The 24,127-nt window shown below is 56.6% G+C and carries 22 protein-coding genes; 6 read left to right on the top strand and 16 right to left on the bottom strand.

Annotated elements, in window-relative coordinates; all coding sequences use genetic code 11:
- The first annotated feature begins 207 nt into the window (after positions 1-207).
- A complete protein-coding gene (locus NNA36_RS03715) occupies positions 208-921 on the top strand; it encodes a response regulator transcription factor (protein WP_255104306.1) in 714 nt (237 codons plus the stop codon).
- An 18-nt stretch (positions 922-939) separates the two neighbouring features.
- Here NNA36_RS03715 and NNA36_RS03710 read toward each other — a convergent pair whose 3' ends face one another.
- The 4 genes from NNA36_RS03710 to NNA36_RS03695 form a co-directional block, all read right to left on the bottom strand.
- A complete protein-coding gene (locus NNA36_RS03710) occupies positions 940-2,022 on the bottom strand; it encodes a flagellin (RefSeq protein WP_255104305.1) in 1,083 nt (360 codons plus the stop codon).
- A gap of 11 nt (positions 2,023-2,033) precedes the next feature.
- A complete protein-coding gene (flgK, locus tag NNA36_RS03705) occupies positions 2,034-3,455 on the bottom strand; it encodes a flagellar hook-associated protein FlgK (protein WP_255104303.1) in 1,422 nt (473 codons plus the stop codon).
- A gap of 27 nt (positions 3,456-3,482) precedes the next feature.
- Positions 3,483-4,781, bottom strand: a complete 1,299-nt coding sequence (locus NNA36_RS03700; protein ID WP_255104301.1) for a flagellar hook protein FlgE — start codon at positions 4,779-4,781, stop codon at positions 3,483-3,485.
- Positions 4,782-4,910: 129 nt separating this feature from the next.
- Positions 4,911-6,725 carry a lipopolysaccharide assembly protein LapB gene (locus NNA36_RS03695; protein WP_255104299.1) on the bottom strand — a complete coding sequence of 605 codons (1,815 nt, stop codon included), beginning with the start codon at positions 6,723-6,725 and terminating at the stop codon, positions 4,911-4,913.
- A gap of 133 nt (positions 6,726-6,858) precedes the next feature.
- On the opposite strand from NNA36_RS03695, the gene NNA36_RS03690 reads away from it, so the two are divergent.
- The 5 genes from NNA36_RS03690 to NNA36_RS03670 are packed head-to-tail and all read left to right on the top strand — an operon-like array spanning position 6,859 to position 10,376.
- On the top strand, positions 6,859-7,596 hold the full coding sequence (locus NNA36_RS03690; protein WP_255104297.1) for a flagellar hook basal-body protein: 738 nt from the start codon (positions 6,859-6,861) through the stop codon (positions 7,594-7,596).
- 23 nt (positions 7,597-7,619) lie between these two features.
- Complete coding sequence (gene flgG / locus NNA36_RS03685) at positions 7,620-8,405, top strand: flagellar basal-body rod protein FlgG (RefSeq protein WP_255104295.1); 786 nt, start codon at positions 7,620-7,622, stop codon at positions 8,403-8,405.
- Between the two features lies 1 nt (position 8,406).
- Positions 8,407-9,111, top strand: a complete 705-nt coding sequence (flgA, locus tag NNA36_RS03680) for a flagellar basal body P-ring formation chaperone FlgA (protein ID WP_255104293.1) — start codon at positions 8,407-8,409, stop codon at positions 9,109-9,111.
- Positions 9,108-9,896 carry a flagellar basal body L-ring protein FlgH gene (gene flgH / locus NNA36_RS03675; protein WP_255104291.1) on the top strand — a complete coding sequence of 263 codons (789 nt, stop codon included), beginning with the start codon at positions 9,108-9,110 and terminating at the stop codon, positions 9,894-9,896. Before flgA ends, flgH begins: the two co-directional genes overlap by 4 nt.
- A gap of 9 nt (positions 9,897-9,905) precedes the next feature.
- Positions 9,906-10,376 (top strand): flagellar biosynthesis protein FlgH, encoded by a 471-nt coding sequence (locus NNA36_RS03670; RefSeq protein WP_255104289.1) that lies wholly within the window; start codon positions 9,906-9,908, stop codon positions 10,374-10,376.
- 6 nt (positions 10,377-10,382) lie between these two features.
- Here the strand turns inward: NNA36_RS03670 and NNA36_RS03665 are convergent, their stop codons facing one another.
- From NNA36_RS03665 to NNA36_RS03610, 12 genes are all read right to left on the bottom strand, one after another.
- Positions 10,383-11,051, bottom strand: a complete 669-nt coding sequence (locus tag NNA36_RS03665) for a flagellar hook assembly protein FlgD (RefSeq protein WP_255104287.1) — start codon at positions 11,049-11,051, stop codon at positions 10,383-10,385.
- Between the two features lie 15 nt (positions 11,052-11,066).
- Positions 11,067-12,470: a flagellar hook-length control protein FliK gene (locus NNA36_RS03660; RefSeq protein WP_255104285.1), complete on the bottom strand. Its 1,404-nt coding sequence runs from the start codon at positions 12,468-12,470 to the stop codon at positions 11,067-11,069.
- Between the two features lie 3 nt (positions 12,471-12,473).
- Positions 12,474-13,178 (bottom strand): sigma-70 family RNA polymerase sigma factor, encoded by a 705-nt coding sequence (locus NNA36_RS03655; RefSeq protein ID WP_255104283.1) that lies wholly within the window; start codon positions 13,176-13,178, stop codon positions 12,474-12,476.
- A gap of 252 nt (positions 13,179-13,430) precedes the next feature.
- The gene (gyrB, locus tag NNA36_RS03650) at positions 13,431-15,848 is read right to left on the bottom strand and encodes a DNA topoisomerase (ATP-hydrolyzing) subunit B (RefSeq protein ID WP_255104281.1); all 2,418 of its coding nucleotides are present in this window, start codon (positions 15,846-15,848) and stop codon (positions 13,431-13,433) included.
- Between the two features lie 100 nt (positions 15,849-15,948).
- Positions 15,949-17,058, bottom strand: a complete 1,110-nt coding sequence (gene recF / locus NNA36_RS03645; protein ID WP_255104279.1) for a DNA replication/repair protein RecF — start codon at positions 17,056-17,058, stop codon at positions 15,949-15,951.
- Between the two features lie 64 nt (positions 17,059-17,122).
- On the bottom strand, positions 17,123-18,241 hold the full coding sequence (gene dnaN / locus NNA36_RS03640) for a DNA polymerase III subunit beta (protein WP_255104277.1): 1,119 nt from the start codon (positions 18,239-18,241) through the stop codon (positions 17,123-17,125).
- Positions 18,242-18,438: 197 nt separating this feature from the next.
- Positions 18,439-19,797 (bottom strand): chromosomal replication initiator protein DnaA, encoded by a 1,359-nt coding sequence (dnaA, locus tag NNA36_RS03635; RefSeq protein ID WP_255104275.1) that lies wholly within the window; start codon positions 19,795-19,797, stop codon positions 18,439-18,441.
- Positions 19,798-20,328: 531 nt separating this feature from the next.
- Positions 20,329-20,592 carry a 30S ribosomal protein S20 gene (rpsT, locus tag NNA36_RS03630; RefSeq protein WP_255104273.1) on the bottom strand — a complete coding sequence of 88 codons (264 nt, stop codon included), beginning with the start codon at positions 20,590-20,592 and terminating at the stop codon, positions 20,329-20,331.
- Between the two features lie 224 nt (positions 20,593-20,816).
- The gene (locus NNA36_RS03625) at positions 20,817-21,719 is read right to left on the bottom strand and encodes a glycosyltransferase family 2 protein (protein ID WP_255104271.1); all 903 of its coding nucleotides are present in this window, start codon (positions 21,717-21,719) and stop codon (positions 20,817-20,819) included.
- Positions 21,720-21,781: 62 nt separating this feature from the next.
- Positions 21,782-22,558, bottom strand: coding sequence for an enoyl-CoA hydratase (locus NNA36_RS03620; RefSeq protein WP_255104269.1), 777 nt, complete (start codon positions 22,556-22,558; stop codon positions 21,782-21,784).
- Between the two features lie 64 nt (positions 22,559-22,622).
- Positions 22,623-23,474, bottom strand: a complete 852-nt coding sequence (gene mutM, locus NNA36_RS03615; RefSeq protein WP_255104266.1) for a bifunctional DNA-formamidopyrimidine glycosylase/DNA-(apurinic or apyrimidinic site) lyase — start codon at positions 23,472-23,474, stop codon at positions 22,623-22,625.
- On the bottom strand, positions 23,453-24,082 hold the full coding sequence (locus NNA36_RS03610; protein WP_255104264.1) for a hypothetical protein: 630 nt from the start codon (positions 24,080-24,082) through the stop codon (positions 23,453-23,455). The genes mutM and NNA36_RS03610 overlap by 22 nt, the downstream gene beginning before the upstream one ends.
- Positions 24,083-24,127 lie beyond the last annotated feature (45 nt).

Genomic DNA, 24,127 nt, shown 5'->3' with positions numbered 1-24,127 from the left:
GGGGCCAGGTGTTGAAGGATTTTTGGCGCTTGGAAGAACAAATCTCCACCTTTCCTTCGTCTCGAGTCATGATTAAATTTCCATTAAGTAAGTATTAATTCATCTATCCATGAATTTACAAGAATAATATGTTGAATTGTTTTTCTTGCTATTTATACTTGGTGCCCATGAGCAGTGTAGCGAAACGAAGAATTGCCGGAGAAGTTCATGCGCGTCTTTGTGTTTGAACCGCGAGAGGAACGCCACGAGGCCTTGGCCAATCAATTGAGCCATGTGGGCATTGAATCCCACTTTGTTGGGCGGGATTTCTTTCAGGCAGGTTTGTCGGCGCTGCGCCAGCCCGGTTTGGATAGCCGTCCAATCCTGATCGGCGAATCCGAGGATGTCCATGAGAACATTCGCGCACTTCGCAAGGCGGGGTGCTCAAATCCTGTTATTGTTCTACGTGACTTCCGGAACTTCCGTGATACTTCGGCCCTCCTCGATAACGGCGCTGATGATGTGATTGTCAGCCCAATCAAGGGCGGTGAAGTTCTTTCCCGCATCAACTCGATCATTCGCCGGTTTCATGGTCATGCGGCTGACAGCGTGGTCTTGGGCGAAATGACAGCCTATTTTGACGGCCGGGACCCGATTGTGTCGGGCAGCCGCATCAAGCTTTCCAAAAGAGAGCATTCGATCTTTCGCCATCTCGTGCTGAATTCGCATCGCGTTACTTCAAAGAGTGCGATCTATGATGCGGTGTACGGCATGAGCGCGGATCAGCCGTTTGACAAGGTGATTGACGTGTATATCTGCAAGCTGCGCAAAAAGATCGCGGCGGCAGCAGAGAGTGGATGTCAGTATATCGAAACGGTGCATGGCCGCGGCTACAAGCTGTCGCCGCCGGACCACATGGACATGATGCACCGGGCGTCCTGACGTCCGCGCTATATCAGGTCAGATCCTGTTAAGTATGGATAGTGAAGAGAGCCTCGCGGCAACTTCGTAACTTGCTTGCAGTTGCGTTTCCAGATTTGTCATCCGGGTGACAGCTTCGTAGGGATCCACTGTCTCATACGCTGAAATCTGGGTTTGCTGGACAAGGGAAAGGTCGGTCAGGCGGGTCTTTGCTGTTTCGACGACCTGTTGATTAAAGCCGATCTGCGAAGAGATTGCCAAAGCGCCTTCCTGCCCCTTTGACAGCGAGTCGATGACGTTGCCCATCCAATCCTTATATGCCGCATCGTCATTGATGGTGCTGGCGTCGACGGCGATCAGCATCGAAAGCCCTTGTAAAATGTCACGCAGGCCGTCGTCGTTGGCTTGCGCACCGTAGCTCAGTTCCTGACCTGCGCTCAGCCGTGCCACGACACGGTCATAGGGTTGATTGGAACCATCAAGCTGCGGAGACCCGACGTAGAATGTCTGTTCAAAGTTGCGGTCCGGATTGCTGGCATCAGCAGAGGCAAAAACAGTGTCAAACTCGGCCGCCATTGCCTGTGCTGTGGCTAGGTCCGTGATCCCTGGCGCCACGATGCCCGTTGCAACACCTTCGGGTGAAAGCCCCGTGTCAGGGTTGGTTTGTTCCCAACGCATCAGTGGTGCGTTGTCACTTTGAGTGCCGGCAAACAGGTGTTCGCCGTTGTATTTGATATTGAGCGTTGCAACGACGCTCTCCATTGCCGCGCGTGCCTGCAATTGAAGAGTGTGGCCGCCGTTGGCGGGGCTCGAAGCATTGGCCAGGGCCATTTCCAAAACGCCCTGAACCTGGTCGCGAACTGCGTCGACCGAGGTCAGCATGGCTGACAGCTTGTTGCCAAGCAACTCGTTCGATTTGAGGTAGTTTTGAGTTTCTTCTTCCCTTGCGCGCAGCTTGATAGTGCCTGCTGCTCGAGGGCCCAGATCGGCAAAGACGTCGGCGCGCCGACCCGTAGACACTTCCTCTCCAGCCCGCTGCAAATCCATAGATGTGCGAGAGACATGATACCTGTTTGTCAGGTTGAACTGTAAAGTTGAGAGGCGACCCACTGACCAGGGCATGGTACCGTTCCTTACACTGCAGCGATGAGCGTATCCATCATTTCAGATATGGCCTGAAGCATGCGGGAATTCGCTGCAAAGCTTTGTTCGATGAGCATCAGCTTTTGCATCTCTTCATCGATGTTTACGCCTTCTGCGTTTTGACGGGCCGATTGAACGACAGCCGCCGCAGAACTTGCCGCGTTGTATTGGCTTTCGGCCCTGGCGCGGGCATTTGACTGGGCGGTGACCATTTCGGCACCAAAGTCGGCAAGCGTGATTGACGATGGCAATCCTGTTCCCGGGTCTGCGTTGGCCGCCTGCCTCATCGCGTCGAGGAATGCCTGAATCTGGGTTGCATTCGAAGCATCGCCTTGCTGTGCGGCGCCAATCCCGTCACGTAAGCGCCAGACTTCGCTACCAACGCCAACTTCTACGGCGTCATTGACATGCAGCCTGCCGGCCAACCCTGACAGGTTCGCAGGATCATAGGCTGAACCATTGTCGGTAAAGAGACCTGCCTGACCGGCAGTCAGGGAGGCGTCGGCATCTTCAAACGCCTCGATCAAGCTGCGCGCGTATTCGTCCAGTTGGAGTTGGAACTGTGGCAGTATCTCTTGGTTGAGGGCTACAAGGCCGGCAAGGCTTCCTTCGCGCAGTCCCCGGACACCGTCGCGGTTGGGCGTAATGTCCTGCTCTCCGGCCAGCAGCGTACCGGTGCCCTGGTTGTAGGTGACATCGTTGACGCGCTTGCCTTCCAGAAGCGCGGTTCCGGCAGAGGTATACACGCTGAGGGTGCCGTCGTTCGAGCGGGTGGTGCGGATATCGATGATGCCCGAAATCTGGTCCAGCAGCCCTTCGATCTTGTCTTCAAACTGTGCCGCTTCCAGTGATCCACTGGAAAAGTCCCGGCGGGTTTGATTGAGAGAAGCAAGGTCGTATAGCGCCTGGTTCAGATCCGCGACCTCGTAGCGGATTTCCATGTGAACTTCGGATTTGGTGTTGGCAAGCGTGTTGCTTGCCCCCCTTATTGAAGCTGCCAGATCTTCGGCGGCAAGGACGGCTCCGGATTGGGCACCGTTCGATGCTGGCGAATTCGCAAGCGTCGTCATGGCGTTTTGAAAGGCAGAAAACTTCTCAGCCGGAGAAATCCCGTCTCCGGGTTGCCCCAAATAGATGGTATATCCTCGCAATCCCTCGTGAATGGCTTCCTGATGCGCCATCTTGGAGTTTTCAAGGCGCGACATGCGCACGAGTGAGCTATCTACTTCCCTGCGGATTTCCTTGAGAATGGCTCCGCCTTGATCTGGCCCACCTGAAACCAGAACGGCTGTACGCCGAGCATAACCCGGCGTTGTCGCGTTGGCGACGTTGTCTGCAGTGATTGCCGAAAGCGACTGGGTGGTCGACAGTCCGTTCTTTGCAGAATAGAGGGCGGTAGTGAGACTCGTCATCTCATGCCTTACTTATTGTCAGATCAATTATCGTTTCAGACGGGTCGTTTCTTCCATCATTTCATCCACGGTGGTAACCACCTTTGCGTTGGTAGAATAGGCGCGTTGTGCCTCGATTAGATCTGTCATTTCCTTGGAGATGTCGACGTTTGCCGCCTCCAATGCACCGGCGTTAATGGCACCAACCGAGCCTGAGTTCGCTTGGCTCGCCAGGAAGGCCCCGCTTTCGCCGGAGAGACCGTAGGCATTGCCCTTCATCTCGATCATTCCGTGCGGGTTGGCGACAACTGCCACCGGAATCTCGTAGAGGGGGCGGCGCTGTCCGTTGTCAAAAACGCCAAACAGTGTACCAGCTTCGTCGATCTCATAGCGGATCAGCCCCCCGACGCTTGAGCCGTTACGATCAAATGTCATGCCGGAGTCGCCTGCAAACTGCGTGATGCCGTTGTAGGTGCCGGGTGCGCCGAGGTCCAGCTCAAGGACTTGAGGGTCGGTGCCATTGTTCAAAGTTAGTGTGGCAACCCCGGTCGTCGCGTCAAATGCAAAGGAGCTGGGTGCCGTGGCAAGATTTGTAATATTTGAGTAGCTGGCTGGCGTGCCGCCCGTGTCTCCGGAATCGTGGAATTGAACTGTGACGCTACCAAGTGGCGCGTTGTTGGTGTCTTCCAGGGTCAAGACCCATTCATTTGGGTTCGCCGTCGATTGCCAGCTGAAGTTGATGTATTCCGACGCCCCAAGCGTCGTGTAGTATTCAGTTTGGCTGATGACCGGATCGGCTGTCGGGTCGCCCGACACATTCGAGGGTAGGTTTCCCCTTGCCGAAATGCTGGTCGTGGCGGCTGCAGACAGGCTGATGTTGCCAACGTTTACGGTTTCCATCTGCGCAAAAGAACTGCGGTCAACCTGGCCGATCGAACCGCTGAGGTCGTAAGGGTAGCCTGCCAGGTAGTAGCCGGCGGCATTTACCAGATTGCCATCGGCGTCGGGCAGGAACGAGCCGGCCCGCGTCAGGAGATAGTTGGTTTGAATGGTTTCATTGGGACGGAGCGAAACCGAAAAGAACCCGTTGCCGCCAATGGCCATGTCTGTTGGCGAGTTTGTCGAGATCAGGCCGCCCGAGCTGTTGATGTCGAGCCGCTGCACCGAGGCGACGGATAGAACACCGGTCCCGCTTCCGCCCGATGCGGTGGTGGTTACCATTTGCGAGAAACCGCGGCGATAGCCGATGGTATTTGCGTTCGCGATGTTTTCGGAAATGCCGCCGACTGCCCGGGAGTTGGCTTGAAGGCCGCTTACGCCAGTTTGAAGCGCGCTGGAAATGCTCATGCCGATCTGCCTCTTTGTTCTTGTCGCAATTCTTATTTTATCAAAGTATTACTTTGAAATTTAAGGAGAGTTAAAGAATTGAAGAATTGCAACAATTAAAAGAGCATTTTCCTTTTCATGCACGTTTAACTAGAGTCCTGATTTTTCTATTTTTTCCAAAGTCCTATCCAGGCTGTTCAGGCGGCTTTGCGCTGAATCCTTGCGCAGTGGAAGCAAGTCGGCGGGTACTTCTTGTAAACCTTTGGCAAGGTCTATCCATTCCCTTGACGCCGTAAGGCCAGGGAAGTCGGCAACGATTTGTTCTTCGATTTTCAGGTTTCCTTGCCTCTTGGCTGCGATCAGCAGATAGGAGGCATCTTCAGCCATGAACTGATCCGGAAACTCTGACTTCAAGCGCTCGTAGAACTTGATGGCTCCCCCCCAATCTTCGAGATCTAGAAACGCGCGCGCCATGTTGCGAAGCTGTTCGGCGTCTGGATTGGCAACATAGGTTCTCATGAACCTGTCTCGATCCCCCATCTCGGCGAGGATTTCGGCCTTGAGAGCAAATACGTCTTCGCGAAAGCTGCCACTTTCCTTGACGTCGATCCGGTCCAGCGTGTCACGGGCTTCTGCCAAGTCGCCCATCATGTTTTGTGACCTTGCCAGCTTTAGAAGAAGGCGGTGCTTCTGATCTTCCGGGACTGGAATGTTGAAGTAGTCAAAGTTTTGCTCGAGCAACAGCAGTGCGCGCTGATATTCGGAGCGCGCGAGGCTCGAGCCTCCAAGCGAGAGTGCCTTGTCGGCAAGAATTTCCACGTATTCGGGAAAGGCCGGGTATTCCTTGTAAAGCGGCAGGATCTTGAGGTGGACGTCGACCCAGACTGCTAGGGGAATTTCACCATCTGCACCCTGCTGGTAGACCTTGCCCAGAAGTTCGGTTCCGTTGGCGCGGGCTTCCTCGCTGGCATTCGATACCGGAAACCGAACGTTGATCTTGCCATAGGTTTGAAGGGCGCCCTTGGCGTCGCCCAGTTTTGTGTAGACCGAGGCCAGTTTTTCCAGCGCTTCGAGCTCATAGTTATCGCCCCGCCACGAGTCTGCGCCGTGCGCGAGCACGTCTCGGGCGGCCAGAAGTGCGCCGCGACCCTTGTCGCGCAATGCCATATCCGCAAGTGCCAGCCGCGCACGGGCGGCTGATCTGTCCCACCCTTTTGACGCCTCAAAGTAGGCGTCCAGCGCTGTCTTCTCATTCCCCTTCAGCTCGGCGACGCGGCCAAGCAGAAAAAATCCTGTGGGAGCGGTCGACAGGTCCGGCAACTCATCGATCAAGCGGATGGCCTCACTGGCGAGTGTTTTCTTGTCGAGCGCGACCGCGGCTTCGATGAAGAGGGGGAGAACGACGCGCAGAACCGGCTTGGGTAGATGCGCCATGCCAATGAAGCCCTCGACAAGGTTCTCGTCGAGCAACGGGCCATCTCCAACTGCGATTGCATGCAGGGAAAGCCAAAAGGCGCGATCAGGGCGCGATCTTGAGAGCAGGGGCGTCGCGTCTGGGTCTTCCAGGGGATCGCCTTGGAGGAGATCGATTGCTTGCAGCATGACAAGGCGTCGTGTCTCCTGCAGCGAGTTCGCCGTCTTTATGCCCTCCAGAACAGAGCGCCCCTCGTAGAGCATCATCTGGGTCAGATAAATCTCGGCGAGGTTCAGTAGGATTTCCGGTCGTTCGGGACCGTGGGCGCTGCTCAACGTAATGATCTGCTGAGAGAAGTCGGCGTGGAACGTGTTCCAAGGCCAGTATTGCAGGTCCATGTGGCGCAACCGCTGGCGTTTGGGAAGTCTGTCAGTCAATTCGGGCGCTGAGACCGGGTTCTCTGCGGCCACAGCTTTTTCCGTGGCGGGAACGCCAGCGCTAGGGGCCACGAGCGAGGCGAGGCCAAGGAGAGTGCCGGTTAGCTTTTTCATTCTTTGGGTTGTGCTTGCCGAAAGAAGTTACTGCTTGATTTATTCTTGTATCAATGGATAGATATTCATGCAATAAATGAATTGGAGTGTTTGTTTCCTTGATGGCACTCTCGTTGAGCATGGATCTGTAAGAATGGGCAACATCAGTTACGTTTCACTGTCCTATGCTTCAGCATTGGAGCGGAGCCTTGATGCGACGGCTCATAACCTCTCGAATGCCTCCACCGCAGGCTACAAGGCCTTTCGCCCTGTGTTCGAAACCGTTGATGCAGAGGCCGAGACGGTTGGTGGTGATGCAATCAGCTATGTTCAGGATCGCGGCAGCTATCTGGATGCGACCCAGGGTGCGATCATGCCCACCGGAAACCCGCTTGATCTCGCGGTGTCCGGCAATGGCTGGTTCGGCTTTGAAGTGGATGGCGAGCAAGCCTATGGCCGCAATGGCCGGCTGGTTGTCGACGTAAACGGACGGCTCACTACGGCATCCGGGCACGCTTTGATGGACGCCGGTGGCGCGCCCATCATTCTGCCCAACGATGTCGGGCAGGACATTACGATTGCACCGGACGGAACGATCTCTGGACCCGATGGCGCGGTTCTGGGGCGGGTCGGGCTTTATGACATTCAGGCCGATGCGCTCATGCACCCCATTGGGCAGGGACTCTATATTTCACCGCTTGGAGTCGAAGCGGCCCAGCCCGCCGAGAATTCACGTGTGGCGCAGGGCTTTGTTGAGTCCAGCAACGTCGAACCGGTGATCGAGATGACACGCATGATCGACATCCAGCGTGCCTATGAAAATTCGCTCCGCCTGATCGGCGAAGAAGACGACCTGACCAAACAGGCCATTCAGCGATTGGGTCGCGTGTAAACTAGAGGCAGGAGAGCAGTGACATGAAAACACTGGGAATTGCAGCCACGGGCATGCTGGCGCAGCAGACAAACGTTGACGTGATCGCGAACAACATTGCGAACGCCAACACCACGGGTTTCAAAAGCGGGCGGGCTGCTTTTCAGGACCTCATCTACCAGACGATGCAACGCGAAGGCGCGCTGACCTCCGAGGATGGCACCTCGCGGCCGGTTGGCACCGACATTGGCCTGGGTGTGCAGGCCGCCGGCGTGATCCGCCTCAATAGCCAGGGCGGGCTTATCCAGACGGAAAACCCGCTTGATCTCGCGATCGAGGGGCGGGGTTACTTTATCTTGAACCGCCCTGACGGCTCACAGGCTTATACCCGTGCAGGCAGCTTTCAGTTGAGCAGTGAAGGTCAGCTTGTGGCGCTGAATGGGTTCGAGGTCGAGCCGGCCATCGTTATCCCGGAAAACACCCGGCAGGTCGAAATCAACCAGCAGGGTCTTGTCATGGCCTATGTGGAAAACGATCCGACCCCAGTGGAGTTGGGCCAGATCACAATGGCGACCTTCCTGAACGAGGCAGGTATGAAGCCGATCGGTGACAACCTTCTCGAGGCGACCACGGCGTCCGGTGAGGCGACAGAGGTGGTGCCGGGAGATCCCGGTATTGGCATGGTTCGGCAAGGGTTTCTCGAGGCCTCGAACGTGAACATCATCCAGCAGATCACCGACCTGATCTCGGCGCAGCGCGCTTATGAAATGAATTCGAAAGCCATCGAAACCGCCGACCAGATGATGTCGACGGTCAACCAGATCAAGTAAGATGAAACTGCGCGCTCCCAATTTCCCTAGACGGATCAGGGCCATCGCGACGATGGCGGCCTTGGTATGTTGCGCGGGGTTGGGCCATGTTCTGCCGGCACAAGCCGCGAGCGTGTCCGACCTTGTTGCCGAACGTGCCGAGCAGGAGTTCGGAGCGGCCATGCCGCAGCGCGGGTATTTCGATATCCGTATGCAGGACCTTGCGATCGACCAAGGCGAGTATATTCGCGAATTCTGGATTGATCAGCAAACCGGAAAATTCATTGCCAATGTCGTCACCGAAACGGCTGATGTCTACCGTGTCTGGGGGGCTGCTGTCCTGACGGTTCCGGTGCCGGTACCGATGGAACGAAAGATGCCCGACGAAATCGTGACCGAAGCAGACATCAGGATCGTCGAGATGCCGTGGGGACGTCTGGGTGCCTTTGCTATCGATGACCCAGAAGAACTGGTGGGCATGCAGGTGCGCCGTATGCTTGTACCCGGCCGCCCGGTGCCACGTCATTCGGTGATCCCTCCGATCATCATCGCGCGAGGGGACAAGGTGAAGATCAAGCTCAAGCATGGCGCGTTGCAACTCGTGGCTAAGGGACGTGCCGTGACAGATGCGCATCTCGGGCAGGACGTGCGCGTGGTAAATCTGTCCAGCAACAAGACGATAACGGCAATCGCCAGACAAGAAGGCATCGTGGAGGTTCTTCAGTGACAGGAAAGTTGAGCAAGTACCAACGTAACGTGGGGCGTGCCGGGATGGCACTGGCTTTGGCCACGGGGTTGGTCGCTTGCGCGCAATACGAAGAGGCGCGCGATCCGACAATGGCGAACCTGGTGCTTGACGAGACAACGGTCCCGGAAGCAAACCGGATTAGCATCCCGATGCCTCAGCGACAGCATGCGCGCACACCCCAGCGCGCGGAAGCCTCTAGCCTTTGGCAAACCAACACCAGCAGCTTTTTTGGCGACCGTCGCGCAAAGGATATTGGTGACCTTCTGACGGTTGAAATAGAAATCAACGACAAGGCGCAGCTTAGCAATACGTCGGAACGCTCTCGGAGCAATGCACAGGGTGCTGCTGATCCTTCGTTCCTGGGGTATGGATCGCAGATCGAGAAGCTGCTGCCAGGTGTTGATGAGACCGATCTTCCAACCGGCGGCAACATCATCGATCTGAGCTCAAGCTCTTCGACACGTGGTGACGGGTCCATTGATCGGAATGAGAAGATCAGCCTGCGTGTGGCCGCTGTGATCATCAAGGTGCTGCCCAATGGCAACTTTGTCATTGCCGGGCGTCAGGAAGTGAAGGTCAACAAGGAGCTCCGCGAACTGAGGATTGCCGGGATCATCCGGTCCATGGACCTGAGCCTCAACAACACCATCAGCTATGAAAAAGTGGCCGAGGCACGGATCGCTTATGGTGGTCGCGGACAGCTCTCGGTGGTGCAACAGCCGCGCTATGGACAGGATTTCCTCGAGGTCATCCTGCCGTATTGATGAGGTAAGATGCTTAAGTTTGCCTTGATCTCTGTGGTCGGCGCCGTGGTTTTCGCGGCGGCCGGCTTCTTTGCGGAGCCCTACCTGTTTCGCCCTCCGCCACCGACGTCACCGTCGGAAGTGGATGGCGGGAAGCCTGCAGAAGTTCTTTATAAAATGCCGCTTGGCAAGTTCACGCTTCAGGTTGTTCAACGCAAACGGAGCGTGCATCTCTTGTTCGACATTGATGTCTACATGGCGGGTTCCGCGAACTTCGAGAAGATGAACGGCGCGATGGGGCGCGCAGAATTGCGCGACACCACGATCCGAGAAATCGCCGAGATGGCGGAAACGGCCCTTTGGGCGAATACAGAAGATCTCGAGACCCTCGACAAACGCTTTCTCGCAGAAGAAATCGTGCGCCAGCTATATCAAACCTATCCGATGGTTCGCACGGCGCGTGTCAACCAGATCACGGCAAGCGTCAGCGTGAGAGAGTGATACGCTTTACTGGATGCTCAGGACGGATTCTGACGACAGTACTTCGCCACCGGAGACACCATAGTAAAGGTTGCCCTGATCCAGCAGGGTTTCCTTAACCTCGGCGGTCCGGAAAACGTAGACGGGTACAGACTCGCCCGCAGCATCCTTTGCGGTGAAAGACACAGAGTATTCCCCGGGCAGTACTTCCTGACCAATATTGTCACGGCCATCCCAATCGAACGCGATTTCTCGTCCCGCGTCACCTGAGAGGTTCGAGAGAGTCCTGAACTCGTGGCCTTCCGCATCGGAGATCACGGCCTCGACCTCTACGGCTTCCACCGGTAGCTGATAAAATGTCTGATTGCTTCCTTCGGCATCCAGTTCAACGAGGTTGGAGCCAAAGGTGACGTCTCGGCCAATCATGTTGACGCCTGTCATAGCGTTCAAAGACGCGATTTGCGCAGCAACAGTCTCTAAATTTGCGTTCGTTTGGACGGATTGTTCCACCTGGCTCAACTGCGCGAGTTGAGAGACAAACTCGGTACTGTCCATCGGGGAAAGTGGGTCTTGGTTCTGAATCTGGGCCGTCAGCAACGTAATGAAACGCGTGTAGTCTTCACTCAGGTTGGAAAGCGCGTTTGCGCTTGCCTGCGTCGTTTGCTGAGTGCCAGTGGATACGCCGTTGATGTCCATCTCTATCTCCGTCCTCTACGTGACGATATCAAGCTGATCACCCTGGATCAGGTCTTCATGCTGTTGCGTGGGGCCTGTTTCAACAAAGTCCTCCTCGCCAGTTCCGCTCCGGTGTCCGCGCGATTGATCCGCCATTTGCCAGCGCTCTTCCTGTGAACGCTGTTGGAATTCGAATGACGTCTTGTCCGACATGCCAAGCGCCTCGGATAGAATGGTCTGGCCGTCGCGAAGGCTGTTCAACACCGCCGGGTTCTCGACCCGCACAGTGACTTTCAGGTCTCCGTCAGCGTCCGCGATGACATCGATGTCGATGTTGCCAAGACCCTTGGGATTCAATTCGACACGCGTCCGGCCTTCTGTCACTTCGGCGGCCCGAATTTGTGATGTGATAGCCTCAGCGAACCGTTTCGGGCCCGTTGCGGCTTCGGGTTGAGACGCGGTTTCGATCGGCTGGCTGCCTTGAACACTATCGACGGTCAGTGGAGCCGGCGTGAGCGGGTCCGGGCGCACGGCGCTTTGCGGGCTCTCCGCGTTGACATTGGCAACTGCAACAGGCGCTGCGCTGGCAGATTGTGGGGCCGTATTGGTGGGGGATTTTGCGAATGCTAGATCCCGCACATCCACACGAAGGCTCGTGTCTGCGGCGTCGTTGCTCGTCACGATTTCCACGTCAGAAAGCGTTTGCAGAGCGCCTTCAGTTTCGCCCGCGTGGGCGGGTGTCATGCCCTGTACCGTGGCATCGGCTACGCGTGAGACCTGCTGGCCCTTGCCCTTAACGGGTAAGTCTTTGGCTGACGATGTCTGAGTCGGAACAGGTGCCAAGGGAGTGGTAACTGGACCACTGGTCGCGGCTTTGGGTTGAGCGTCACCTATAAGAGGGGCCGGGGTTTGGTTTGTGCCCGCTAACTGGGTTGAGGGAGCACCCGGTACTTCAATTTGCGGCGTTGTTGCAGTTGGTGGAGTGGTAACCAGCTTAGGGACGTCTCCGAGAGGCTTTTGCGTGTCAGCTTGGACAGCGATGGTCACCGCCTTAGCGGTTTGGTCAGGAACGCCAAGATCTCGTGTTGTGTTGGCAGCCACCTGAATGTTGCCTATTTCCATGCTCGAAACGTTCCCTGTCGTCCCGACAACCTGATCTTGCGAAACCGCGGCTGGGGGGGGGATGTTTACGGGCGTCGAGTTTGGCTGCATGACGGGTGCGGCCACCACGATTGGCAGGCTTGCAGTATCGCTTGTAGGGGGCTCACTCTGCTGGCTGGTTGATGCAGTTACCGGTTTCGAGGGGGTGCCATTCGGTATGCCTTTGGGCTGAGACGGGGTGACCATAGCGCCGAAACCGGTCTGGTTCGCAGCCTGCGTGCCTGCGTCGCCGGCTCCTTGACCGGCCTGTCCAACCAAAAGTGCGCCAACACTGTTCATTTCTTATCCAACCCTGACCGACGATATTCCGCGTGACAGAAGCTCGTATTTCAATTTCGCCATAGCCCGCCGTTCAAGCTGCCGGAGACGCTCACGGCTGACATTGTAGCGCCTTGCCAAGTCCTCAACCGTGGCCGGGCGTGCCAACAGGCTACGCGAGACCACAACATCCCGTTCCATCTCGCAGAGGTTCTCCATCGCGTGAACGATGTGTTCCCGCATTCTGAGACGAGACGATTCCACGATCATCTGCTCTTCCGGTGTCGGATCAGGAGATTCAAAGGCATCGACGCCCTCGTTTTCCATATCGATATAGGCAAGGTCCTTGGGCATGAAGGTCGCGGTGGTGCCATCGTCGTCTTTGGGTTGATACGGAACATCAACTACGGAATTCAGACGGGCGTTCGCGGCGGCAACCGAGTTGCGCACCCACCAGCGTGCATAGGTCGAGAACCTGACATCGCGGTCGAGCTCAAAGGCGTTGGCGGCTTTGATTAGTCCGAACAGCCCCTCGGAAATCATTTCTTCCTGATCGTTTTGCGAGCACTTCAGTTTGCGCACAATGGTATAGACGAGCCTTGCGTGGGAAACCACGAGCTCCTCCAATGCGGCTTTGCTGCCCTTCTGTTGCCACTCACGTAACAAATAACGCTCTTTCTCGCGTTCCAAGAGTGGGGCCGCCCGGGCCTCCACGTAAGAAATAGTCATTGCCTGCCTCATCGAAATCATAACGTTTCGTTGATGCTAAAAGACCATAACTCCCCGAATTGGCAAAGATATATGTGATTAAAGAATAGTTAATTCTTGTTTATTCTTAACTAAACTGTCCTTGGCTGCGCGGTTTGTTGTTGTCGGATCAAGTGAATAATACGGCACCTTGGCAAAAGCAGGCCCATCCAAAACAAGAAAGCCCCGCTACCTGATCGGCAACGGGGCTCTAAAAGAAGACTGTGAAATGGCCTAGAAGTCGAGGTTCTCCACGCTCAGGGCGTTCTTCTGGATGAACTCGCGACGTGGTTCCACGACGTCGCCCATCAACTTGGTAAAGAGGTCATCTGCATCGGCCATGTCTTCGATCTTTACCTGAAGCAGGGTGCGTGCATCCGGATCCAGCGTGGTTTCCCAAAGCTGATCCGGGTTCATTTCACCCAGACCTTTGTAGCGTTGCAGCGACAGCCCCTTTTCACCCTCGGAGAGGATCGCCTGAAGCAGGTCCAGAGGGCCGTGAATAACCTGACTGCGGTCTTTGCGCACAAGGGTCGCGGGCGTGTTGTAGACGTCCTGAAGGCTCTGCGTGAAGCTGCCTGTCTTGCGAGCTTCGCCTGAACGCAGCATCGGGCCGTCAAGCGTGCGAACCTCTTCGACGCCGCGCAGGATACGGGCAAGGCGAATGCCGTGATCTTGGGTGATACGTCCCGCCCAGCCGCGTTCGTATTCCAGCGCGATCAGGTCGAGGCGTGCCGCAACCTTATCGGCCACGCCTTGCAGGTCGGCGTCGACAGCACCGGGGACAAATGCACCGGCAATTGCCGCCTGCTCAAGAATGTGGCGCGGATAGTGCGTTGGGAAGGCATCCAGAACACGTTTCAGCTGACGCGCTTCGTTCACAACGCGGGCAAGGTCTGCACCAACGATTTCTTCGCCGCTGCCAAGTCGCAAGGACGCCCCGTCGATCCCTTGCTCGACAAGGTAATCATCCAGCGCGGCCTGATCCTTGAGGTAGACCTCGGATTTACCACGCGCGACCTTGTAAAGCGGCGGCTGTGCGATGAAGAGGTGCCCCTTCTCGATCAGCTCGGGCATCTGGCGATAGAAGAAGGTCAGGAGAAGCGTACGGATGTGCGCGCCGTCGACGTCAGCATCGGTCATGATGACAATCTTGTGGTAGCGCAGTTTCTCAAGATTGAATTCGTCCCGCCCGATACCGGTGCCAAGCGCCATCACGAGGTTGCCGATTTCCTGGCTCGACAGCATCCGGTCGAACCGTGCCCGTTCCACGTTCAGGATCTTACCGCGCAGGGGCAGGATCGCCTGGGTGCGGCGATCGCGGCCCGTTTGCGCCGAACCACCAGCCGAGTCACCCTCGACGAGGAAAACTTCGGTCTGCGACGGGTCTTTTTCGGAGCAGTCCTTGAGCTTACCAGCGAGGAAATTCACGTCCATCGCGGTCTTGCGGCGGGTCAGTTCACGGGCCTTGCGCGCCGCTTCGCGGGCGTGGGCCGCTTCGATGATCTTGGTAACGATGATCTTGGCGACGTTCGGGTTCTCTTCGAACCACTCGGCCAGCTTTTCGTTCATCAGACCTTCGACCGCAGGACGTACTTCGGACGAAACCAGCTTGTCCTTTGTCTGCGACGAGAACTTCGGGTCCGGTACTTTGACCGAAAGCACACATGTCAGGCCTTCACGCGCATCATCTCCGGTGAAGCTGACCTTCTCCTTTTTCGCGATACCGCTTTCCTGGGCGTATTTCTGAAGCGTGCGCGTCAGGGCGCCGCGGAAGCCCGCCATGTGCGTGCCGCCGTCGCGTTGGGGAATGTTGTTGGTAAAGGGAAGGACCGTCTCGTGATAGCTGTCGTTCCACCACATTGCCACTTCGACGCCGATGTCATCCCGTTCACCCTTCACGTAGATTGGGGTTTCCATCATCGGGGTTTTGTGGCGGTCGATGTACTTTACGAACTCATTCACGCCACCATCATAGAACAGTTCGGTCCGCAGCGGTTCTGCCGGACGTTCGTCTTCCAGGATGATCCGAACACCGGAGTTCAGGAAGGCAAGTTCACGAAGACGTTTTTCGAGGGTCTCGAACGAGTATTCGAGGTTCGAGAACGTGTCGGTTGATGCAAGAAAGCGTACTTCGGTTCCGGTGCGATCACCGCAGTCGCCCACAACGCGCAGATGTTCGGTGGTTTCCCCGTGCTCGAACTTGGCATAGTGTTCCTTGCCGTTGCGCCAGATGCGCAGTTCCAGCCAGACGGACAGCGCGTTCACAACCGAAACACCAACGCCGTGCAGACCGCCGGAAACCTTGTAGGAGTTTGAGTCGAACTTACCACCGGCGTGCAGCTGGGTCATGATGACCTCGGCGGCCGAAACGCCTTCTTCGGGGTGAATGTCGACGGGGATACCGCGGCCGTTGTCGCCAACCGAGACCGAGTTGTCGGAGTGGATTTTCACCATTACGGCGTCGGCATGACCTGCCAGGGCTTCGTCGATACCGTTGTCGACAACCTCATACACCATGTGATGCAGGCCAGACCCGTCATCCGTATCGCCGATATACATGCCCGGACGTTTGCGAACGGCTTCCAAGCCTTTGAGAACTTTAATGGAATCCGCGCCGTATTCCGGATTGTTCTGTGTCTCTTCGGACATGCAGTGTTTCCCCTTATCAGTCGTTCCAAATTATTGGTTTTGGCAGGGAATGTCACGCAAATGAGGCAAGAAAAATGACAGGGAGTCTGCCGAATTTTGCCTATGGTGTTCTTAGATCGATGTTGGAAATCCCGTCTTTGTCGGTGACTTCAAGATACTGGGCCCTGTCTCCGAGATCGGAAAAAAGTTCCGGGCCTGTACCCGTCATCCAGGCCTGCGCGCCAAGGGCGCAAATCTCGTCATAAAGGGCGGCCCGGCGGTTGGCGTCAAGGTGGGCGGCGACTTCGTCGAGAAGCAGGATCGGAGGAGCCCCAAAGCCCTCTGCCAGGGCGCGGCCGTTGGCGAGGATCAGGGAAATCAGCAGGGCTTTTTGTTCGCCGGTAGAGCAATCCTTGGCGGGAACCCCCTTGGCCGCAAAGGTGCCTTCCATGTCGCTACGATGCGGCCCCACCAGCGTTCGGCCTGCAGCCATGTCGCGAGACCGGTTTGCGCTGAAGGCGGTGCGGTAGTCGTCTGCACTGCCTGGCAGTTCCCCTTCTGCCTGAGTTAGTCGCAGCTCGGCAACGGGGAAGGCTGTTTCGGCATCTGCCTGCGCGGCGGAAAGCTGGGCAAGGGCGGCGGCGCGGTTTGCATCAATCTCGACAGCGGTTTGCGCCATCCGTCCTTCGAGGGCAGCAAACCATGCGCCGTCCTGAACCTGATCCTTCAGCAACCGATTGCGTTGCCGCATCGCCTTTTCATAATCCAAGGACAATTCCGCGTGCTTCGGAAAGAACGAGAGGGTCATCCGGTCAAGGAAACGCCTGCGCCCCTCTGCACCCTCGATCCAGAGACGATCCATTGCCGGGATAAGCCAGAGAATGCGGGCAACACGCCCCAAGGTCGTTTGGGGCGCGGTCTTGCCATCAATCCGCAGTTGCCGTGCGGCACCTTCCTCGGACCAGAACTCGATTTCGTGGATGTTCTGAAGCGATGTGAGGTGCCCCGTGACCTTCCAGCCTAGGGCTTCGGGGCGGCGGGTCATGTCCTGGGCGCTGGATCTTCTGAGACCCCGACCAGGAGAGAACAGTGAGATGGCCTCGAGGATATTGGTCTTGCCCGCTCCGTTGGGGCCATAGATGGCCACGGGGCGGGCGTCGCATTCAAACTCGCCGCGTTTGTGCGAGCGGAAATGCGAAAGCGTCAGCCGGGTAAGGGCAAGCTCTGTCATGCGCTTTGCGCCCGTCTATTGGCCCGAGGTTTGGGCCGGAGTTTGTCGAAAGCTCCGGCTCCGGTCACACGCGCATCGGCATGACAACATAAACGGCGCTCGTGTCATTGCCTTCGCGCATCAGGGTCGGGTCGCCGGCCGAGTTGAAGAGGAAAACAGCGTTTTCGCGGTCTACCTGGCTTGCGATTTCCAGCAGGTACTTGGCGTTGAAGCCGATTTCGAGACGCTCGTCACCATAAGCCACGGCGAGCTCTTCTTCGGCGGCGCCGCTGTCAGGAGCGTTGACGGACAGGATCAGACGATCCTCATCCAGTTGCAGCTTCACAGCCCGCGAACGTTCGGACGACACGGTGGCCACACGATCAACCGCCTGCGCGAATTCGCTTGCGTCCACTTCGAGGCGGCGGGTGTTGCCGGTCGGGATTACGCGCGTGTAGTCGGGGAAGGTGCCGTCAATAACCTTGGAGGTCAGTGTGATGTCGGGGGTCGCAAAGCGGATCTTGGTTTCCGAGACCGACACGGCGATCTGCATCTCATCGTCATCAAGAAGCTTGCGCAGCTCACCAACGGTTTTGCGCGGAACAATCACGCCCGGCATGTCGCTGGCGTTTTCAGGCAGGTCGGCATCGATACGTGCAAGGCGGTGGCCATCGGTTGCCACGGCGCGAAGCACTTTGCCACCGTCTGCGTCCGAGACGTGCAGGTAGACGCCGTTCAGGTAGTAACGGGTTTCTTCGGTCGAAATCGCGAATTTCGATTTGTCGAACAGACGGCGCATCACCGGGGCGGGGGCCGAGAAGTTAGACTGATATTCCGAAGATGCCATGACCGGAAAATCTTCTTTCGGCAGGGTCGCCAGCGAAAAGTTCGAACGGCCCGCATCAACGGTCAGGCGACCGGTGGCGCTGTCGTCCGTCAGGGTCACGAGGGCACCATCGGGCAGTTTGCGAACGATTTCGTGCAGTGTGGTCGCAGAAACGGTGGTGGCGCCGGCGCGCTCAACCATTGCCGCGGCCTTGTCGACAACCTCGATATCAAGGTCGGTTGCGCGAAACTGAACCGTATTCCCTTCGGCCTCTATCAGGACGTTGGCCAGGATCGGAATGGTGTTGCGACGCTCGACAACCGATTGCGCTTGCGAAACCGCCTTGAGCAGAGTGCCGCGTTCGATGCTGATCTTCATCCCAAAGTCCTCCGATTGCAGGGAAGGGCACCCTATCGGTTTCCTCCCGTTGCGCAAGTTTTTTTGTTTTTGTCGACCTTATAGGCCGGAGGGTCAAGGTGACAGGCCACCTCTGGGCGAAGTATTTTGGAAACAAGTGAAAAAAGCCGCGCAGAATGACTGCGCGGCGGATCATTTCGAGGATACGAGTGCGTCGATCAGGCTTCGAGCGTCCGGCGCAGAAGTTCGAGATCTTCCGCGATCTGGCCGTCTTGGGCGCGCAGTTCTTCAATCCGCTTGACCCCGTGCATCACGGTCGTGTGGTCACGGCCGCCAAACCGCCGCCCGATTTCCGGCAGCGAACGGCTGGTCAATTGCTTGCAGAGATACATCGCGATCTGACGCGGGCGGGCCAGCGTACGGACCCGCTTGGGGCCGATCATGTCGCTCAGGCGAATGTTGTAGTGCTCTGCCACGCGACGCTGAATTTCTTCGACAGAGATCTTGCGCTCGGAGGCACGCAGAACGTCGGACAGGCAGTCCTGGGTCAGCTCCATCGTGATCTCGCGGCCGACAAGCGATGCGAAAGCGAACAGGCGGGTCAATGCGCCTTCCAGAACACGCACGTTGGTAGAGATGCGGTGCGCAAGGAACTCGAGTACACCATCTGCCAGTTGCAAATCCGGATACTGTTCGCGGTACTGATCAACCTTCGACTGAAGAATGCCAAGACGCAGTTCGTAGTCGGTCGGGTGGAGGTCGACCACCAGGCCACATTGCAGACGCGAGCGAATGCGGTCTTCCAGATCCTTGATTTCGCCAGGTGCCCGGTCTGCCGAGATGATGATCTGTTTGTTCTGATCCACGAGCGCGTTGAATGTGTGGAAGAACTCTTCCTGAGTTGAATCCTTGCCGGCGATGAATTGGACGTCATCTACCATCAGAACATCAACGGAACGGAAAAGCTCTTTGAAGTCCATCATCTTGCGGTCACGAAGCGCCTGAACAAAGCGGTACATGAATTGTTCGGCCGACAGGTACAGAACGTTCAGATCGGGGCGCTGTTTCTGAAGTTCCCAGGCGATTGCGTGCATGAGGTGGGTTTTACCCAAACCGACGCCACCATAGAGGAACAACGGGTTGAATGTGACGGGGCCGCCTTCGGCAACGCGGCGGGCCGCGGCGTTTGCAAGTTCGTTCGGCTTGCCGACGACAAAGCTGTCAAAGGTAAAACGCGCATCCAGAGGGGCGCCCGGGAGCTCTTCCTTTGCCGCAGCAGCAGGCGCGGCGGATGGGGCGCTTGCGGTGGGGCGGGACGACGGCCGTGCAGGCGTATTGGCCGGGACTTTGAAATGCACGCGCTGGACATCTTCTCCAATGCTGGAGAGCTGGTGCATGATCAGGTCGCCAAAGTTCTGGGAGACATAGTTGCCAATAAAGTTGGTAGGAACGTGAAAGGTTGCCACGCCTTCGCTCAGCTCGGCGAATTCAAGTGGTTCAATCCAGGTTTTGAAATTATTCTGCCCAACTGTCCTTAGCAAATCCTGCTTCAGTTCACCCCATTGTTCCTGCGTCATGTGTCCCCGCATCAAGCCTTCCGCCGTTCCAGTGGGGCCATTGCGACCCCTGTATTTCTGCCTTCCCGTAATCCAACTTCGCCTTCGAGCCAGCGACACCCAGATTGCCTTGAGCACAAAAGTTTCGGAGCCGCCAAGAGTCCCCACTCCGGCAGATAGCAAAACATTCGTGCGCAATTTGCGCTGGCGATTTAGACAGGACAGCAGCAATCAGGCGACACGCGGCGCTCCAATTCAGAGCGGTTGCGCACGAATTTCTTCCGTGTCGCAAAGCTGCGCGTGTGGCTCTCACCATATCATGGCCTTTTGGCCTTATGGTTTGACGTCTGTCCCCCCGAAGGCGATGTGAATCGCAAGATTGAAACTAGCAATTCGAGGTGCGGCCGGGCAACCGATCTTCGATCTTGACTCTGTCTTTTGTGGAAAAGAATCTCTCGCCCTGTTTCGGCAGGTCAGAAAAGCAAAAGGCACCCCGCGCTGGAGGTGCCTTTCTGTTCAATGGTTTGGCCAGTGAGGCCAGCGTCCCGAGACTTAGCCCAGAGCCTTCACGCGTGCGGCGAGGCGCGACACTTTACGCGAAGCAGTGTTCTTGTGGTAAACGCCTTTGGTAACGCCACGCATCAGTTCGGGCTGAGCGGCGCGCAGAGCGGCTGCGGCTGCTTCCTTGTCGCCGGAAGCAATTGCTTCTTCGACTTTACGCAGGAAGGTGCGGATGCGCGAACGGCGGGCTTTGTTAACTTCGAGGCGACGCTCGTTCTGACGGGCGCGTTTTTTTGCCTGGGGCGAATTTGCCATGAATCTCAGGTCCTTAGTTTTGGTTCGTTCAGGTTTTACACGTGCCAGACCCGAACGGGACCTCTCCGAAAGGGAGAATCGATTCAAGCCAGAGCGGGCTGCACGCGCATGTATGACGGCGGCGTATACCTTATTCTGAAGGGATTGCAAACGAAGAATCTAAAGGGCTCTGGTAGCAGAGGAGAGTCTCGTGCGATTTGGTTTGGAGATCCCGGTTCTTGGTTTCAGGACCTGCCGTAGAAAGATGTTCGCACTTTGAGCAGGGTCAAAATCGTACCCCAACAATATCCGAGGTCCTTTGTTGCACGCACCAAGTGGCCATTGGCGAACAGACAGAACAAAAGGTGCTCTGCTGCATAGCAAAGCTTCAGGAGACCGATGCGCGTCATTTTCAGGCGAACCTTTTCTTCGGGTTCGTCAAGATGCCGCGCTATTTCGGCGGCCATCACGGCAGTTCTGACACCTTCGCGAAAAAAGTACCTGAGCTTTCGGCGTTCGGGCGGAACATGTTCGTAAACCAGGGCCTCGGTAGAGGATGCAAATCGGGCGCCGGAGCTGCGAAGGCGATTTTGCAAGTCCCAGTCTTCGCCGCCAATGCGGGAGAAACGAGGGTGAAACAAGCCTCCATCCTGATCGGGAAGGGCAGAGCCTCTTATTAGGACATTGTGTGTACCAAAGGTTGTTTCATCCTTGTCGAGAAAGTCGGTATCGCGCAGCCAACGTGGCAGATGCCCGTCCAGCAGTGGCAGACAGGGGCCGGTTACAACGTCGGCTTTCTCCTGCAATGCGGTGCTGACATGTGCTTCCAACCAGCCGGGAGATGGAAGTTCGTCATCGTCGATAAGGGCAAGGTATTCGTGACCACCTGCCATCGCCATTTCAAAGACGGCATTGCGAACAGGAACCAGCCCGGTTTCCTGAACTTGTGCGTAGTGAATGGTCAGACAATCACCAAACCGTTCGATAACGCGGTTGGCAGGTTTTTCGCCATTATCGGCAATGTAGATCGGAACTGAATTTGCGTAGGGTGCCTTGGCAAAATGTGCCAGCAACGTGCCAAGCATCTCGTGGCGGTCGCAGGTGCAAATCAAAATGCACACATTTGCCGACTTCAGTAGCTGTTCCATGCCAATAGCAACCCGCAGAGGATGAATTGCAAAGGCCGCCCGTTTGGGCGGCCTTGCCGAGGTTACTTGTCGCGGAACTGCGCCTGTCGTTTTTCTAGGAAGGCACCCATGCCTTCCTTCTGGTCCTCGGTCGCGAAGAGCGAATGGAACAGGCGGCGTTCGAAGAGAAGGCCTTCCGACAGGGTTGTCTCGTAGGACCGGTTTACCGCTTCCTTGACCGCCATCGACGTCAGCACCGACTTCTCGGCGATCTTCTGAGCGGCGCCCATGGCTTCGTCCATCAGTTTCTTGGCAGGCACGATACGCGACACAAGGCCGGAGCGTTCTGCCTCTTCGGCATCCATAAAGCGGCCGGTGAGGTGCATGTCCATCGACTTGGACTTGCCTACAAACTTGGTCAGGCGCTGAGTGCCGCCAATGCCGGCAACAACGCCAAGGTTGATTTCGGGCTGGCCGAACTTGGCCGTATCCGAGGCAATGATGAAATCGCACATCATGGCGAGTTCGCAACCACCGCCAAGGGCATAGCCCGAAACAGCAGCGATGATCGGCTTGCGCGTACGGATGACACTGTCGCCTTCGCGGCCGAAGAAGTCAGACATGAACATGTCGACAAAGCTCTTCTCCGACATTTCCTTGATATCGGCGCCAGCAGCAAATGCTTTCTCTGAGCCGGTGACAACGATGCAGCGCACCTTGTCGTTTTCGTCGGCTTCTTTCAGAGCCTGTACCAGTTCACCCAGCAGCTGAGAGTTCAGCGCGTTCAGGGCATCAGGGCGGTTTAGTTTGATGAGGGCAACGTGATCCTCAACTTCGACGATGATCGTCTCAAAAGCCATGAGTGATGCTTTCCTTGTTTCCGGTCAGGAACGATTGATTACCAATGTTCACATGCTGATCAAGCTATCTTTGGCATTGCGGACAATAGAAGGATGAGCGTCCCGACTGAGTGATTCGGGCAATCGTCCCGTCGCAATCGGGGGTGTGACAGGGGTCTCCCTCGCGTCCGTAAACATCGAAAGAATGCTGAAAATATCCAAGTTCTCCATCGGCTTGGCGGAAATCCTTGAGGGACGAACCCCCTGCCGCAATGGCGTCACTCAGAACTTGGCGGATGATGGGGACGAAGGTGCGAATTCGGGCGGCAGAAATATTGTCGGCTTTGCGACGTGGCGACACACCCGCCCGATAGAGTGTCTCGCAAACGTAGATGTTTCCAAGTCCCGCGACGATCTGTTGGTCGAGAAGTGCCGACTTAATCGGTGTTTTTCGTCCTTTGAGTCGATCCACGAGATAGGCCTCGTCAAACGCATTGCCGAGAGGTTCGGGGCCGAGTTTCGCGAGAAGGGGATGGTTGTGCGCACCATCGGTCGCCAAAAGGTCCATCGCCCCGAACCGCCGCGGATCGTTGAAGGTAATGCGCGCGCCATTGTCCATATCAAAGATGACGTGGTCGTGCTTCTCGATGGCTGGGTGTTCATGGACGAATTGGCCCAATGGGTCGCCCGAAACCGTCATGCGTCCGGACATCCCAAGGTGGATCAGGAGAGTTTCACCACTGTCGAGATCCGCAAGGACATATTTGGACCGCCGGCGAAGTTGCAGGACCCTTGCACCGGTCAGGCGCTGGGCCATGTTGTCGGGAAAAGGCCAGCGCAGATCAGGGCGATTAACCTGCGCCTTGGCAATAACGGCCCCGGACATGGATGGCTCAAGGCCGCGTCGAACGGTTTCTACCTCGGGAAGCTCGGGCATAGGTCGTAGGGGTCCTCATCCAATGCGTTTCTCAGAGCTTTATATAGGGTTTCTCGACCTTGAACATATTGCAGCACATGCGCTTTTTTCCCGCCGGTGAATTCGAGACGGTAGAAGCCGCTGGCGTCATGTTCAAAGTGTTTGAGTTTGCGCAGGGGATATCGCTCTTTGCCTAGGAGCCATGTGGTGTTGATTAGATCGCCATCGAAGATGATGACCTTGTATGTGAAAATATAGAAATTGTAGTAGATCCAGATAGCAACCGCGCCAAGGAAGAGGAAGGCGTCGTTTCCTGCCTTGCCGGTCAGCATATCTGTCAGAACGCTTTGGCCCAGCATGAACAAGAGACAACTGCTTAGGGCGAGGCCGACAAGGCGAATGCCCCAGGTCGAGCGGAAGATCGTGCGCTGATAGAGGGTTTCGGGAGTGAGGCCTGTGCCGGAACTGGCGATGATGTCGACATAGCGCTCATTCTCTTTCTTGCGGGCGGGTTTTTCATCGTAGTCGCGTGACCCCAGCAGGCGGCGGAAGATCACCGAGCGGCCAAATACAAGCGAGAGAATCCCAGCAATCGCCAGATAGAAGAAGAGCATTTTCAAATCGGTCATATGAAATCCCGGTGCGTGGGCGAGCCACGCGGCAAAAGGTGGTTT

Source organism: Shimia sp. CNT1-13L.2, assembly GCF_024331145.1.
Taxonomy (GTDB): domain Bacteria; phylum Pseudomonadota; class Alphaproteobacteria; order Rhodobacterales; family Rhodobacteraceae; genus Shimia.
This window is presented reverse-complemented; position numbering and strand designations above follow the sequence as displayed.